The organism is Promicromonospora sp. Populi, from assembly GCF_041081105.1.
In the GTDB taxonomy this organism is placed as follows: domain Bacteria; phylum Actinomycetota; class Actinomycetes; order Actinomycetales; family Cellulomonadaceae; genus Promicromonospora.
In genome coordinates, this window is the sequence record NZ_CP163528.1 from 1,093,342 (window position 1) to 1,105,905 (window position 12,564).

A 12,564-nucleotide genomic window follows, 5' to 3' on the forward strand; every position below is an offset into this window, starting at 1 on the left:
GTTGTCAACGGGCAGCGTTGTCAACAGGCCCGCGCTCCCCGCTTCCCCGCGCGAGCACCCGGGTCGGCAGCATTACCCGCTCCACCGTCCGGTCGGGCTCCGCGGACCGTGCGACCGCCAGCTCGGCGGCGCGGCGGCCCATCTCCACGGCGTCGTAGGCGACCACCGTGATGCCGAGCAGGTCGGCAAGCTCGAAGTCGTCGAAGCCCACGACGGCGATGTCGCGGCCGCCGGGCACGTCGCGCAGCGCCTGGAGCGTGCCGACCGTGGCCCGGTTGTTCGCGGCGAGCACGGCCGTGGGCGGCTCGGGCGCCGAGAGCAGCTCGACCACCAGCTCCCGGGCGGCCGCGGCGGAATGGGCACCGGACCGGACCCACCGCTCGGCGCCGGCCACCCCGGCGTCCGCCATCGTGGCCAGGAACTCGGCGCTGCGCTCCTGGTAGGTCCACAGGTGCGGATCGTCGCCGACGAAGGCGATGCGCCGGTGCCCGTGGTCGAGCAGGTGCCGGGTGGCCGCGCGGGTGCCGCCGCGGTTGTCGATGATCACCGTGTCGACGTCCATCCCGGCCGCCGGCCGGTCCACCACCACCACCGGCAGGCCGGCGGCGATCTCACCGCGCAGCGCCGAGTGGTCCGCTCCCGCGGGCGTGACGATGAGCGCGCCGACCCGGCGTTCCAGCAGCTCGCCCGTCAGCGAGCCCTCGCGCTCGGGGTCCTCGTCGGACGACGCCGTCAGGAGCTGCAGGCCGTGCTCCCGCAGCTCGCGCTCGATGCCGCTGGCCAGCGCGGAGTAGAACTGGTTGCCGAGGTCCCCGGTGATGAACCCGACCAGCCGCGAGAAGCCCCCACGGGCGAGGTCGGCGGCCACCGCGTTGCGCCGGAAGCCGAGCGAGGCGGCGGCGTCCTGCACCCGCTCGCGGGTCGCGGCGGCCACGTTGGGCTCGCCGTTGAGCACGCGGGACGCGGTCTTCAGGCTCACCCCGGCCGCCTCGGCGACCACCGCCAGCGTCGGACGACGATTCATGCCAGACCCCCCGTCAGCTCAGACCCCGTCATCAGACCTCACGTCGCTTGCGCAGCACCATGTCGATGATGATGGCCACCAGCAGGACGGCCCCGGTCACCATGTACTGCGCCGCCTGGTCGACGTTCATCAGGGTGAGCCCGTTGGCGACGGACTGGATGACGAGCACCCCGAGCACCGCCGACCACGCGCTGCCCCGCCCGCCGAACAGGCTGGTGCCGCCGATCACGGCGGCCGCGATCGCCACGAGGTACGTGTCCGCTCCCCCGGTCCCCTGGTTCGCCGCGCCCAGCCGGCCGGCCGCGAGCACCCCGCCGAGCGCGGCGAGGGTCGAGCAGGCCACGAAGCACAGGACGACGGTACGCCGCACGGGAATCCCGGCCAGGAGCGCCGCCCGCCGGTCGCCGCCCACCGCGCGGACCGCGCGCCCCCAGCGGGTGCGGCGCAGCAGCACGTCCATGACGACGACGAGCAGCGCGAAGAGCACCACCGAGTACCCGATCCCGCGCGCCGTGCCCAGGTAGGCCACGATCAGGGACAGCACCGCGGCCAGGACGAGCGTGCGCACGACGACCTGCGGCACGCTCGCGCACGGGAGGTCCGCGCGGCGGCGTCGGGCCCGGGTGGCGAGCTGCAGCGTCGCGGAGGCGACGACGACGACGGCCACCAGCGCCCAGGCCACCCCGGTCGGCAGGAAGCCCTGCTGCACCAGGAGCACGAACCAGGACTCGAACGGCAGGTTGATCGACCCCAGCGGCCCGAGCACCCGCAGCTGCACCCCGGCGAGGAACAGCAGCCCGGCCAGGGAGAACACAAAGCTGGGCAGCCCGAGCCGCGCCGAGAGCAGCCCGTAGCCCAGCCCGACCACCGCCCCGCAAGCCAGGGCGGCGAGGATCGCGAGCGCCACCGGCCACCCGAGGATCACCGATCCGACGGCGACGACGGCCGCGGCGAGCCCGCTGAGCGAGCCCACCGACAGGTCGATCTCGCCGACCAGGAGCACCAGGACGACGCCGAGGGCGATGACGCCGACGGGCGCGCTCTGCAGCGTGAGGTTGACGAGGTTCTCGGGGGCGAGGAACGCGGGGGTGATCGCGCCGAGCACTATCCAGATGCACACGAGCGCGGCGGCGATGGGCAGGAGGTTGCTCCCGCCGCGCACCCGCTGCCAGACGGCGGTCACGGGCGCACCGTCCGAGTCGTGCGAGTCGTGCCGGCGTCCTTGGCCCCGGGCCGGACAGCGCCCGTCATGGCGGCGAGCAGGTCCTCGTAGGAGGCGTCGCCGTCGAACACGTCGTGCACGCGGCCGAGGCGCAGCACGATGATGCGGTCGGCGACGGCCTGCAGGTCGCCCGCCTGGTGGCTGACCAGGACGACGGCGTGCCCGCGCTCGCGCAGCCGGACGATCAGGTTGAGCACCTCGGCGGTCTGGCGCACACCGAGGGACGCGGTCGGCTCGTCGAGGATCACCACGCGCGGCGAGCCGAGCAGGGCGCGGGCCACCGCGACGACCTGGCGCTGCCCGCCGGACAGCGTGCGGATCGGGTCGCGCACCGAGGGCACGCTGGCGGCGAGCTGGTCGAGCAGGCGCCACGCCTCGCGCTCCATGGCTACCTCGTCGAGCAGGGGCCCGCGCAGGGTCTCGTGGCCGAGGAACAGGTTCTCGACGACGTCAAGGTCGTCCACCAGCGCGAGCTCCTGGAACACCGCGGCGATGCCGAGGGCGCGGGCCGCGCCGGGCGAGCCGAGCACCACGGGGCGGCCGTCGAGCAGCACCTGGCCGGCGTCGGGCCGGTGGGCGCCCGCGAGCACGCCCGCGAGCGTGGACTTGCCCGCCCCGTTGTCGCCGACGACGGCGAGCACCTCGTGCTCGTGCACGTCCGCGTCGACGTCGACCAGGGCGCGCACACCGCCGAACCGCTTGGAGACGCCTCGCAGGGAGAGCACCGGGTCGCTCATCGGACGTCCTCCCCGATCAGGCCCGCTCGCTCGCAGGCCTCCTCGTAGGCGGGCACGCAGATCTCGTCGGTGGAGTAGACGTGCCCGTCGACGATCACGTGCTCGACGTCGGCCGCGCCCACTGCGCGGGGCGCCAGGAGCTGGGTGGGTACACCCTTGATGACGGCGGTCGTGCGCGGGTGCTCGCCGCGCAGCACACGCACCGCAAGCTCGGCGGCCGTCTGCGCCTGCTGGTCGGTCGCCTTGTAGACGGTCATGTACTGGTCGCCCGCCAGGATGCGCTGTACGGCGGCCAGCTCGCCGTCCTGCCCGGTGGTGACCGGCACGGGGTCGAGCCCTGCGGCCTTCGCCGCCGCGATCGCGCCGCCGGCGATGCCGTCATTGGCCGCGAGGATGCCGTCGACCTGCCCCGGGAACCGGGTCAGCATGGCCTCGGTCCAGTCGGTGGCCTTGGCCGGGCTCCAGTCTGGCGTGTAGTGCTCGGCGAGCACGTCGATGTCCTCTCCCTCGAGGGCGCGGCGGGTTCCGGCCGCGATCGCGAGCGCGTTGGGCTCGGTCGCGGAACCGTGCACCAGCAGCACCCCGGGTCGGTCTTCTTCAGCACTGCCGTCAGCGCTTTCTTCTGCTCTTTGGTTGACGGCGCCGACCAGGGCCGAGCCCAGGAGGAAGCCGATGAACTCGAAGTCGTAGCTGACGTAGTAGTCCGCACCGTCCAGGAAGCGATCGTAGGCGATCACCTGGGCACCCAGCCGCTCGGCCTGCACCACGATCCCCGCGGCGGCGATGGTGTCGACGGCGTCGAGCACCAGGACCTTCGCGCCCTGGGCGAGCATCGACTCCGCCTGCTGGAGCTGCACGGCGGCGTCCTGGCCCGCGTTGGCGTACAGCACGGTGCAGCCCGGGCAGCGGCGGCTGGTGACGGACACGAACGTGGGGCGGTCGGACGCCTCGTACCGCGCGGTCTGCGCCTCCGGCAGCAACAGCCCGATCGTCCCCTCGTAGGCGGCTCCGTCCGGCCCGGCCGGCCCGGACGCCGCGACGGGCGAGCAACCGGCGAGCGCAAGCGCGAGCGCCAGTCCGGCGGCCGCCCCGACCAGCCTCCGCCTCAGTTCAGCGCTGGTGCTGGTGCTGGTGCTGGTCATGAGCCCACTCCCAGGGAGCCGAACATGCGGGCCTGGTCCAGGGCCGCCGCCAGCGCGCCGCGCACGCCCGCGTCGGCGCCCAGCGCCGAGGGGACCACCTCGACCGGGCCCCGCGAGGTGGCGACCACACGCTGGCCGAGGGAGGTGCGCAGCGGTTCGAGCAACAGGTCGCCGGCCTCGGCGAGGGTGCCGCCGATCACCACGACGTCGGGGTCCACGAGGTTGCACAGGTTGGCCAGGGCGACGCCGAGGTGGCGTCCGGCGTCGAACACGACCCGGCGCGAGCCCGCGTCGCCGTCGCGCGCCCGGGTCACGAGGTCCGCGAGGGTGAGGTGCCCCGCCTCGGGCGGGAGCATCGCGAGCAGGCTGGGCGCGCCGACGAGCATCTCGAGGCAGCCGCGGTTGCCGCAGCGGCAGACCGGGCCGTGCTCGTCGACGGACACGTGCCCGATCTCGCCCGCCACCCCGGACCTGCCGTGCAGGGCCCGGCCGCCGAGCACGAGCCCGCCGCCGACGCCGTGAGAGACGCGGACGTAGGCGACCGAGTCGTCGCCGGCTCCGCGCCGAACCGGGCTTCCGCGATCGCGGCGAGCGTCGAGTCGTTGTCGGCGGTGACGGGTACGTCGAGCTCGGCGGTGAGGATCTCGTCGACGTGCACGCCGTCCCAGCCGCGCATCATCCCGACGGTGACCACCTGCCCCGTGCGGATGTCGACTGGCGCGGGCACCCCGACGCCGACGGCGAGCAGCTCGGACGGGTCGGCGTCGACGGACTCCAGCATCTCTCTGACCAGCATCGCGACGCGCTGCAGGCCGGCATCGGCCCGGTGGTCGGGGGCGAGCGGCATGCGCTGCTCGGCCAGGATCCGCATGGAGGCGTCGGCGAGCGCGACGCTGAGCGAGCGCATGCCGAACCGGATGCCCGCGACCAGGCCGAGGTTGCGGGCGAGCGTCACCTGGAGCGCCCGGCGGCCGTTGCGCACGGACTGCGACGTGTGCAGCACGCCGGCGAGCGTGAGCTCCTTGACGATGTTCGAGATGGTGGCCGGGGACAGCCCTGTGACGCCGGCCAGCTCGATCTGCGTGAGGGAGCCACGCTGCTGGACGGCGCTCACGATCCGAGCTCGGTTGGCCTCACGCAGTGAGGTCTGCGAGCCCGGTGTTGCCCGATCCGCGCGCACAGCGCCCAGGGTAACCGCCTTCCGGGCCGGTTCCGGAGCGAACCGGACCAATTACGGCCTCGTTGCGGGCGCGCCGCGGCCTGGCAATGGCCTGACTACGGCCTGGAATAACGGATTTGGATACACGAACTGAACGTTGAGGTCACGATCGAGCGACGCTTGCGTTCATTTCTTGACACCAAGGATGACGAGACGTTCGATAGGAGCCGGGTTCACGGGCGTACAGGCGCGCCCGGCCGGTCACAGGAACGACGCAGTCCTGGGCGCGAAGAGATCTTCCCTTCGACGCGCACGACGACGAAGTCCCGGGTCGGTGCTCCAGCGACCGAGGAAGGTTGAGGAACCCCAGATGCGAGTAAATCGGAGGATGACCGCGACGGTGGCGACAGCCGCTGTTCTCGGTCTCACGCTGGCCGCATGCGGCAGCGGCGGCACAGGTGGCGAGACCGACGCCGAGGGCGGCGGCGAGCAGGTCGAGGTGTTCACCTGGTGGGCTGCAGGCTCCGAGAAGGCCGGCCTGGACGCCCTCGTGGGTGTGTTCAACGAGCAGCACCCCGACATCGAGTTCATCAACGGCGCCGTTGCCGGTGGTGCAGGCTCGGCGGCGAAGGACCTGCTGCAGACCCGTCTGCAGGCGCAGGACCCGCCCGACACGTTCCAGGCCCACGCCGGCCTGGAGCTGCAGGACTACATCGACGCGGCGCAGATCGAGGACGTCTCCGACCTCTACGACGAGTTCGGCCTGACCGACGTCTTCCCGGCCGACCTGGTCGACCGGCTCTCCTCGGACGACGGCGCGATCTACTCGATCCCGTCGAACATCCACCGGGCGAACGTCCTCTGGGCCAACCCGACGGTGCTCGAGGACAACGGCATCGACCCCGAGGCCACCTATGAGGACCTCGACGCCTGGATCGCCGACCTGGAGACGCTCGACGCGGCCGGTGTGACGGCACTGTCGGTCGCCACCACGTGGACGCAGGTCAACCTGCTGGAGACCGTGCTGCTCGCGGACCTCGGCGCCGAGGGCTACAACGGCCTGTGGGACGGCACGACCGACTGGGAGGGCGCTGAGGTCACTGCCGCCCTCGAGGACTTCGAGACGCTCATGAGCTTCACCAACGACGACCGGGACGGTCTGGACTGGCCCGAGGCCACCCAGCTCGTCATCGACGGCGGCGCGGCGTTCAACGTCATGGGCGACTGGGCGGTCGCCGCGTTCGAGGAGCAGGACAAGGTCCTCGGCACGGACTTCACGGCGGCCCCGGTCCCGGGCACCGACGGGACGTTCGACTTCCTGGCCGACTCGTTCACCCTGCCGGTCGGCGCTCCCGACGCGGAAGGCGCGCGGGCCTGGCTCGAGACCGTCGGCTCCCTGGAGGGTCAGGTCGCGTTCAACCAGGCAAAGGGTTCCATCCCGGCCCGGACCGACGCCGACCCGGCCGACTTCTCGGAGTACCAGCAGACCGCCATCGAGTCGTTCGCGAACGACACGATCGTGTCCTCGCTGGCACACGGCGCGGCCACCCCGGTCGCGACGCTGAACGCGATCTCGGACGCGACGAGCAAGTTCACGACCGGTGCCTCCGACCTGGCGGGTTACCAGTCCGAGCTGGCTGCCGCCGCACAGGGCTGACGCCCACCGCCGTACGTCGCGCGCCGTCGGGTCCAACCCGACGGCGCGCGGCTGTGCCCGCCGTCGGGCCCACCACCGGCCCAACCACCGGCCCAACCACCCCGCCACCATCCGAGGTTCTACATGCTGAACAAACTGCGGCGAGTCGGTCCGCCGCTGCTCATGCTCGCCCCGTCCCTGATCCTGCTCGGCGTCTTCGTCTACGGGCTGATCGCGGCCAACTTCTCCACGTCGTTCACGGACAGCCACACCGCGGCGCAGGCCACCGGGCAGGCACCGACCACCTTCGTGTGGTTCACCAACTACCTCGACCTGCTGGCCAGCGAGGACTTCCAGCACTCGCTGATGAACCTCCTCCTGTACACGGTCGTGTTCCTCGCGGGGACCATGGTCATGGGCTTCCTGTGGGCCTGGATGCTGGAGAAGCCCATCAAGGGCGAGGGTCTGTTCCGCTCGGTCTATCTCTTCCCGATGGCGGTCTCGTTCGTCGCCTCGGGTGTGGTGTGGCGCTGGCTGCTGAACTCCAACCAGGACGAGCAGGCCTCCGGCCTGAACCGCCTGTTCCAGATGGTCGGGCTCGACTTCCTGCAGAACAACTGGTGGAACAACGTCACGTTCGGCATCATCGCCATCGCCATCCCCGCGGTCTGGCAGCTGTCCGGCTACGTGATGGCCCTGTTCCTCGCCGGTTTCCGCGGCATCCCCGACGAGCTGCGCGAGGCCGCCCGGATGGACGGCGCCAGCGAGTGGAAGCTGTACCGCTACGTGCTGTTCCCGCAGCTGTCGCCGGTGGCGCTGTCCGCGCTGATCATCATCGGCCACATGTCGCTCAAGGCGTTCGACCTCATCATGTCGATCTCCAAGCCGGCCAACTACCAGACCAAGGTTCCCGCCGTCGACATGTTCGTGTTCAAGTCGAGCTTCGACTACGCGAACGCCGCCGCCGTCGGCTCGATCCTGCTGATCATCGTCGCGCTCGTCATCGTGCCGTACCTGATCCGCACGAACCGCGAGGAGAAGCGATGACCGCCGCCGCAGACCAGCTCGCAGCACCCCGTACCCATGTGCACACGCCCCGGCCCACGAGCAAGAGCCGGTACGCGCTGAGCCGCACACTGAAGTACGCGGCGCTCATCTTCTTCCTGGTCGTCGTCCTGATCCCGGTGTACGTGCTGCTGGTGACCAGCTTCAAGGGCACCGGCGACGCCGACCCGAGCCGCGCCTGGGCCCTGCCCCAGATCTGGACCCTGGAGAACTGGACCACGGCGTGGACCGCGCTGTCCCCCGCGATCCTGCGCAGCATCGCGATAGTGGTGCCGAGCGCCATCATCGCGGCGTTCCTCGGTTCGCTGAACGGGTTCGTCCTGGCCCGGTGGAGCTTCCGCGGCGCGGACCTCGTCTTCACCCTCATCCTGTTCGGGATGTTCATCCCGTACCAGGCGGTGATGATCCCGCTGAACCAGCTCGTCCTGGACCTCGGTGTGCCGACCGGTGTGCCGACGCTGATCATGCTGCACGTGATCTACGGCATCCCGATCACCACGCTGATCTTCCGCAACTACTACATGACGGTGCCGCACGAGCTGATCGAGGCCGGGCGGGTCGACGGCGCAGGCATGCTGCGCACCTACTGGTCGATCGTGCTGCCGATCTCGATCCCCAGCTTCGTCGTGGTGCTCATCTGGCAGTTCACCTCCGCCTGGAACGACTTCCTCTTCGCCGTGTTCTTCTCGTCGTCCCAGAACGGCCCGGTCACCGTGGCGCTGAACAACCTCGCCAACGGTGCGCTGCTGCAGAACTACGGCGTCTCGATGGCGGGCGCGCTGTTCGCGTCGCTGCCGACGCTGCTGGTCTACATAGTGCTGGGCAAGTACTTCGTGGGCGGCCTCATGTCGGGCTCGGTCAAGGGCTGACCCGCCAAGGACCGCTTGGTCGGTAGAACGTCAGACGATCCGCAGCTCGGGCTGCGGATCGTCTGACGTTCTACCGACCACGATCACGCTCACGACCCATCAGCGCTCATTGGTAGTCAGCAGCCGGGCCAGCCAGCCCGTCCGGGCCTGCCGGGCGGCGACCGAGATCCGCGCACCGGGGACCAGTGCGTCGAAGCCGTGGAAGCCGCCAGCCCACACGTGCAGCTCGGCCTCGCCGCCCGCGGCCCAGATGCGCGACGCGTAGGTCACGTCCTCGTCGCGGAAGACTTCGGCAGAACCGACGTCGACAAAGGTGGGCGGCAGACCGGACAGGTCATCGGCCAGCGCAGGCGAGACGTAGGGCGAGACGGCTGTGTGCCTCTCGCCCTCCCTGTGCTCCTCGCCCAGTACCGACCGCCAGCCGAACGCGTTCTGGGCCTGGCTCCACGTGGCCGGGCCCTCGGCGAACTGGCGGCTCGAGACCGTGTTGTTGCGGTGGTCGAGCATGGGGCACACCAGCACCTGCGCCGCGACCGACGGCGCGCCCCGGTCCCGCGCGAGCAGCGTGACCCCGGCTGCCAACCCTCCGCCCGCGCTGGTGCCGGCCACCACCAGCCACGCCGGGTCGACGCCGAGCTCGGGCGCGTGGTCGGCCACCCAGACCAGGGCCCGGTAGCAGTCCTCGACCGGCACGGTGCCGGAGTGCTCGGGCGCCAGCCGGTAGTCCACGGTCACGACCACGGCGCCGAACCGATCGAGCCACTCCAGCGGGATGTCGACCTGCGAGAACCTGTCCCCCAGCACCATCCCACCGCCGTGCAGCCAGAGCACGACAGGCGCCGGCACCGAGTGGTCCCGGTCCGCCGGGCTCAGCACGGTCAGCGACACGGGTTCGCCGTCGGGCGAGATGTCCTTGACGTCGCGCCGGTCGACGGCCCGTCCGCTGGCGAGCAGCAGGTCCACGCCCTCCGGCGGGGTCGCGGCAGCGCCGCGCACGCCGGGCAGCGTCGAGATGTTCAGGTCGGTGGCCGGCAGGAGGTCGAGCAGCGGCTGCAGCTCCGGGTCGATCCCCGGGCGGGCTGAGCGGGTGGTGGTCATGGTTATTCCTCTCAGGTGCGGGTGGGTCCAGGCGCGGTGCGATGGTGTCGGCGGCGTCGGTCAGAAGGCGGCCTTGCCGCCCACCGGCACCTCGTCGGTGTATGCCGACTCCCCCTCCAGCAGCGGCTGCAGCGCCGCGACCAACGCCTCGGCCGGCGCGGTCGCGAAGAACGCGCTGTGCACCTCGGGGCTCGTCCAGCCCTCGGTCACGTGGATCGTGTCGGGGTCGGCCGCGGACCGGCCGACCAGGAAGACGACGCAGTCCGGGTGGGTCAGGGACGGCGCGGCGAGCAGCAGCTCGACCACCTCGTCGCCCTTGCCGGGACGGGCGGTCATGGTGGCGTGGAAGCCGTGGTTGACGTTCATAGGTTTCTCCTCGGTGCGTGGTTCGGGGTACTCGTTCCGACCGCCCCATCACACCGCGCCGGCCCACTGCACCGATAGGAAGATCGTCGCGACCACTTGCCTGATCCTCTCCATGTCACCCGGATCGTGAACGTGACATGATCGGGCCATGAGCCTTGGCGAGCTGCGTGAGCTGGTCCTGCGGCACGCCCGCCCGGACACCACCGAGACCGCCATCGACGACGTCCTGCTGTCCGTAGTGCACCGGGCCGCGCCGCCGGCACCGGCCATGTCCGGCGTCGTCATGGCGCTGATCGCCCATGGCGCCAAGCGGATCGCAGTCGGCGACCGGGTGCACGAATACCGGGCCGGGCAATACCTCGTCGCCTCGGTGGACCTCCCCGTCACGGGCCTGTTCACCAAGGTCAGCCCCAACGAGCCGGCGCTCGGCTTCGGGCTGGTGCTGCGCCCCGCCCTCATAGCGGAGCTGCTCCTGCAGGCACCGCCCGGCGTGCTGCCACCCGTGGGTGCCGCGGCGTCGGGCATGGTCGTCAGCGATGCCCCGGACGAGCTGGTCGACGCCGTTGTCCGGCTCGTCCGCCTGCTCGACCGGCCGCACGACGCCGCCGTCCTGGCTCCGCTCCTGAAACGCGAGATCCTGTGGCGGCTGATCACCGGCGAGCAGGGTGCGACCGTGCGCCAGCTCGGCCTCGCGGACAGCGGCCTGGCGCACATGGCACGCGCCGTCCGCTGGATCCGGGAGCACTACGCCGAGCCGTTCCGAGTCGAGGACGTCGCCGCCCTGTCCAGCATGAGCGTCTCCGCGTTCTACCGGAACTTCCAGGCCGTCACCGCGATGAGCCCCATCCAGTTCCAGAAGCAGATCCGGCTCCAGGAGGCGCGGCTGCTGCTGGCAGTCCGCCCGGGTGACGTCACCGGCGTCGGGCAGCGGGTGGGCTACGAGAGCCCGTCCCAGTTCAGCCGGGAGTACCGGCGCCAGTTCGGCCTGCCGCCGAGCCAGGACGCCGTGCGGCTGCGCGACGCCGCGGCCGAGCAGGTCGCGGAGCTGGTCTGACCGGACGCGCTCGCGCGCCTTACCCTGGCGTCCATGGCCACCGATCCTGAGCCGGATCTTTACAACACCGCCCCCGAGCCGAACCTCGACAGCGACAGCGACCTTGGGGCAGTCGGGATCGACGACGACTCGCGCCTCGTCTACCGGTACGTGCTTACCCAGGGCACCGTGCGGGTCGACGACGTAGTCCGGGACGTGCCGCTCGGCGGGACCGGGACCAGAACCAGGGCCGGCGACACGATCGGCGCCGCGAGCACCGACGCGGCCGGGATGCTGGCGCGGCTGCGGGCCGCGGGCCTGATCAACCGCACCAGCGGGCGCGACGGCGAGTACACCGCCGTCGACCCGCGCGTCGCGCTGCGCGCGCTGACCGACCGGACCGCCGCGCAGCTCGACCGGATCCGCGCGGCGATCCCGGACCTGGCCGACCTGTTCGAGCACCCGGGCGGCACGCCGGACTCCGGCGCCGGGGTCCACGTGATCGACGACCCCGCGCTCATCGGCGCCTGGTACACCCGCCTCGAGCACGAGGTGACGGGCGAGTTCATGGCGTTCGACCGGCCGCCGTACGTGCTGGCCGGCGAGAATCCGGTCGAGCCGCTCGTGCTGGAGCGCGGCGTCCTGTGGCGGGCCGTCTACGCCGCCGAGGTGCTGGACCGGCCGGGCGCCTGGGCGGAGATGCGGCACGCGGCGGCCGCGGGCGAGCAGGCCCGGATCGCGCGGTCGCTGCCGACCAAGCTGGCCATCGCGGACCGGCGCACCGCACTGGTCAGCACCGACCTGGATGTCCAGCGGCCGACGGCGATAGTCGTCGAGGGCGGGCCGCTCGTCGACCTGCTGTGCGCCGCCTTCGAGGCCGTGTGGGCCGACGCCGTGGAGATCCCGGCCGCCGACAGCCTGGACGGCGCCGCTCCCCCGGACCGTGGCCCGGGCACGGACGACCGGGCGCTCCTGGCGCTGCTCGGCTCCGGGGCAAAGGACGAGGCGATCGCGCGCGAGCTCGGGCTGTCCGAGCGGACGCTTCGGCGACGCAGCGCGGACCTGCTGCGCCGGCTGGGCGCGGCGAACCGCTTCCAGGCGGGCGCCCAGGCGGTCCGCCGCGGCTGGCTGTGAGAGGGGGTGAAATGAGCACTCCCGCGTGACGGGCGTGTAAACAGTTGCGGCCGGTACCGGCCAATGGCCGCGACCGGCC

12 protein-coding genes and 1 pseudogene are annotated in these 12,564 nt (G+C 71.8%); 5 read left to right on the forward strand and 8 right to left on the reverse strand.

Translation table 11 applies throughout. The features are described from left to right. Positions 1–4 precede the first annotated feature (4 nt). The 6 genes and pseudogenes from AB1046_RS04920 to AB1046_RS04945 all read right to left on the reverse strand — a co-directional run. Positions 5–1,024 carry a LacI family DNA-binding transcriptional regulator gene (locus AB1046_RS04920; protein ID WP_369372921.1) on the reverse strand — a complete coding sequence of 340 codons (1,020 nt, stop codon included), beginning with the start codon at positions 1,022–1,024 and terminating at the stop codon, positions 5–7. 31 nt (positions 1,025–1,055) lie between these two features. Continuing rightward, on the reverse strand, positions 1,056–2,207 hold the full coding sequence (locus AB1046_RS04925) for a sugar ABC transporter permease (RefSeq protein WP_369372923.1): 1,152 nt from the start codon (positions 2,205–2,207) through the stop codon (positions 1,056–1,058). Next, positions 2,204–2,983, reverse strand: a complete 780-nt coding sequence (locus tag AB1046_RS04930) for an ATP-binding cassette domain-containing protein (protein ID WP_369372925.1) — start codon at positions 2,981–2,983, stop codon at positions 2,204–2,206. The genes AB1046_RS04925 and AB1046_RS04930 overlap by 4 nt, the downstream gene beginning before the upstream one ends. Next, positions 2,980–4,125 (reverse strand): substrate-binding domain-containing protein, encoded by a 1,146-nt coding sequence (locus tag AB1046_RS04935; RefSeq protein WP_369372927.1) that lies wholly within the window; start codon positions 4,123–4,125, stop codon positions 2,980–2,982. Before AB1046_RS04935 ends, AB1046_RS04930 begins: the two co-directional genes overlap by 4 nt. Beyond that, the gene (locus AB1046_RS04940; protein ID WP_369372929.1) at positions 4,122–4,625 is read right to left on the reverse strand and encodes an ROK family protein; all 504 of its coding nucleotides are present in this window, start codon (positions 4,623–4,625) and stop codon (positions 4,122–4,124) included. Before AB1046_RS04940 ends, AB1046_RS04935 begins: the two co-directional genes overlap by 4 nt. A 113-nt stretch (positions 4,626–4,738) precedes the next feature. Then, positions 4,739–5,305: pseudogene (locus tag AB1046_RS04945) on the reverse strand (ROK family transcriptional regulator); the annotation flags it as partial. A gap of 367 nt (positions 5,306–5,672) precedes the next feature. On the opposite strand from AB1046_RS04945, the gene AB1046_RS04950 reads away from it, so the two are divergent. The 3 genes from AB1046_RS04950 to AB1046_RS04960 all read left to right on the forward strand — a co-directional run bounded on the left by AB1046_RS04950 (position 5,673) and on the right by AB1046_RS04960 (position 8,854). Further along, a complete protein-coding gene (locus AB1046_RS04950) occupies positions 5,673–6,941 on the forward strand; it encodes an ABC transporter substrate-binding protein (protein WP_369372931.1) in 1,269 nt (422 codons plus the stop codon). A 123-nt stretch (positions 6,942–7,064) separates the two neighbouring features. Further along, complete coding sequence (locus AB1046_RS04955) at positions 7,065–7,967, forward strand: carbohydrate ABC transporter permease (RefSeq protein ID WP_369372933.1); 903 nt, start codon at positions 7,065–7,067, stop codon at positions 7,965–7,967. Further along, positions 7,964–8,854: a carbohydrate ABC transporter permease gene (locus AB1046_RS04960; RefSeq protein WP_369372935.1), complete on the forward strand. Its 891-nt coding sequence runs from the start codon at positions 7,964–7,966 to the stop codon at positions 8,852–8,854. Before AB1046_RS04955 ends, AB1046_RS04960 begins: the two co-directional genes overlap by 4 nt. 99 nt (positions 8,855–8,953) lie before the next feature. Here the strand turns inward: AB1046_RS04960 and AB1046_RS04965 are convergent, their stop codons facing one another. After that, the gene (locus AB1046_RS04965; protein WP_369372937.1) at positions 8,954–9,952 is read right to left on the reverse strand and encodes an alpha/beta hydrolase; all 999 of its coding nucleotides are present in this window, start codon (positions 9,950–9,952) and stop codon (positions 8,954–8,956) included. A gap of 60 nt (positions 9,953–10,012) precedes the next feature. Further along, positions 10,013–10,318 carry a putative quinol monooxygenase gene (locus AB1046_RS04970; RefSeq protein WP_369372939.1) on the reverse strand — a complete coding sequence of 102 codons (306 nt, stop codon included), beginning with the start codon at positions 10,316–10,318 and terminating at the stop codon, positions 10,013–10,015. Between the two features lie 148 nt (positions 10,319–10,466). Between AB1046_RS04970 and AB1046_RS04975 the strand changes: the two genes are divergently transcribed. After that, positions 10,467–11,372, forward strand: coding sequence for an AraC family transcriptional regulator N-terminal domain-containing protein (locus AB1046_RS04975; RefSeq protein ID WP_369372941.1), 906 nt, complete (start codon positions 10,467–10,469; stop codon positions 11,370–11,372). Positions 11,373–11,405: 33 nt separating this feature from the next. Continuing rightward, positions 11,406–12,485, forward strand: a complete 1,080-nt coding sequence (locus tag AB1046_RS04980) for a LuxR C-terminal-related transcriptional regulator (RefSeq protein ID WP_369372943.1) — start codon at positions 11,406–11,408, stop codon at positions 12,483–12,485. Positions 12,486–12,564 lie beyond the last annotated feature (79 nt).

What these genes read in the sequence shown, in the direction of transcription:
- AB1046_RS04950 (WP_369372931.1), top strand. Translation starts at nt 5,673, where the DNA reads ATGACCGCGACGGTGGCGACAGCCGCTGTTCTCGGTCTCACGCTGGCC.
- AB1046_RS04935 (WP_369372927.1), bottom strand. Translation starts at nt 4,125, where the DNA reads ATGACCAGCACCAGCACCAGCACCAGCGCTGAACTGAGGCGGAGGCTG.
- AB1046_RS04980 (WP_369372943.1), top strand. Translation starts at nt 11,406, where the DNA reads ATGGCCACCGATCCTGAGCCGGATCTTTACAACACCGCCCCCGAGCCG.
- AB1046_RS04960 (WP_369372935.1), top strand. Translation starts at nt 7,964, where the DNA reads ATGACCGCCGCCGCAGACCAGCTCGCAGCACCCCGTACCCATGTGCAC.
- AB1046_RS04955 (WP_369372933.1), top strand. Translation starts at nt 7,065, where the DNA reads ATGCTGAACAAACTGCGGCGAGTCGGTCCGCCGCTGCTCATGCTCGCC.
- AB1046_RS04920 (WP_369372921.1), bottom strand. Translation starts at nt 1,024, where the DNA reads ATGAATCGTCGTCCGACGCTGGCGGTGGTCGCCGAGGCGGCCGGGGTG.
- AB1046_RS04975 (WP_369372941.1), top strand. Translation starts at nt 10,467, where the DNA reads ATGAGCCTTGGCGAGCTGCGTGAGCTGGTCCTGCGGCACGCCCGCCCG.
- AB1046_RS04930 (WP_369372925.1), bottom strand. Translation starts at nt 2,983, where the DNA reads ATGAGCGACCCGGTGCTCTCCCTGCGAGGCGTCTCCAAGCGGTTCGGC.
- AB1046_RS04970 (WP_369372939.1), bottom strand. Translation starts at nt 10,318, where the DNA reads ATGAACGTCAACCACGGCTTCCACGCCACCATGACCGCCCGTCCCGGC.
- AB1046_RS04965 (WP_369372937.1), bottom strand. Translation starts at nt 9,952, where the DNA reads ATGACCACCACCCGCTCAGCCCGCCCGGGGATCGACCCGGAGCTGCAG.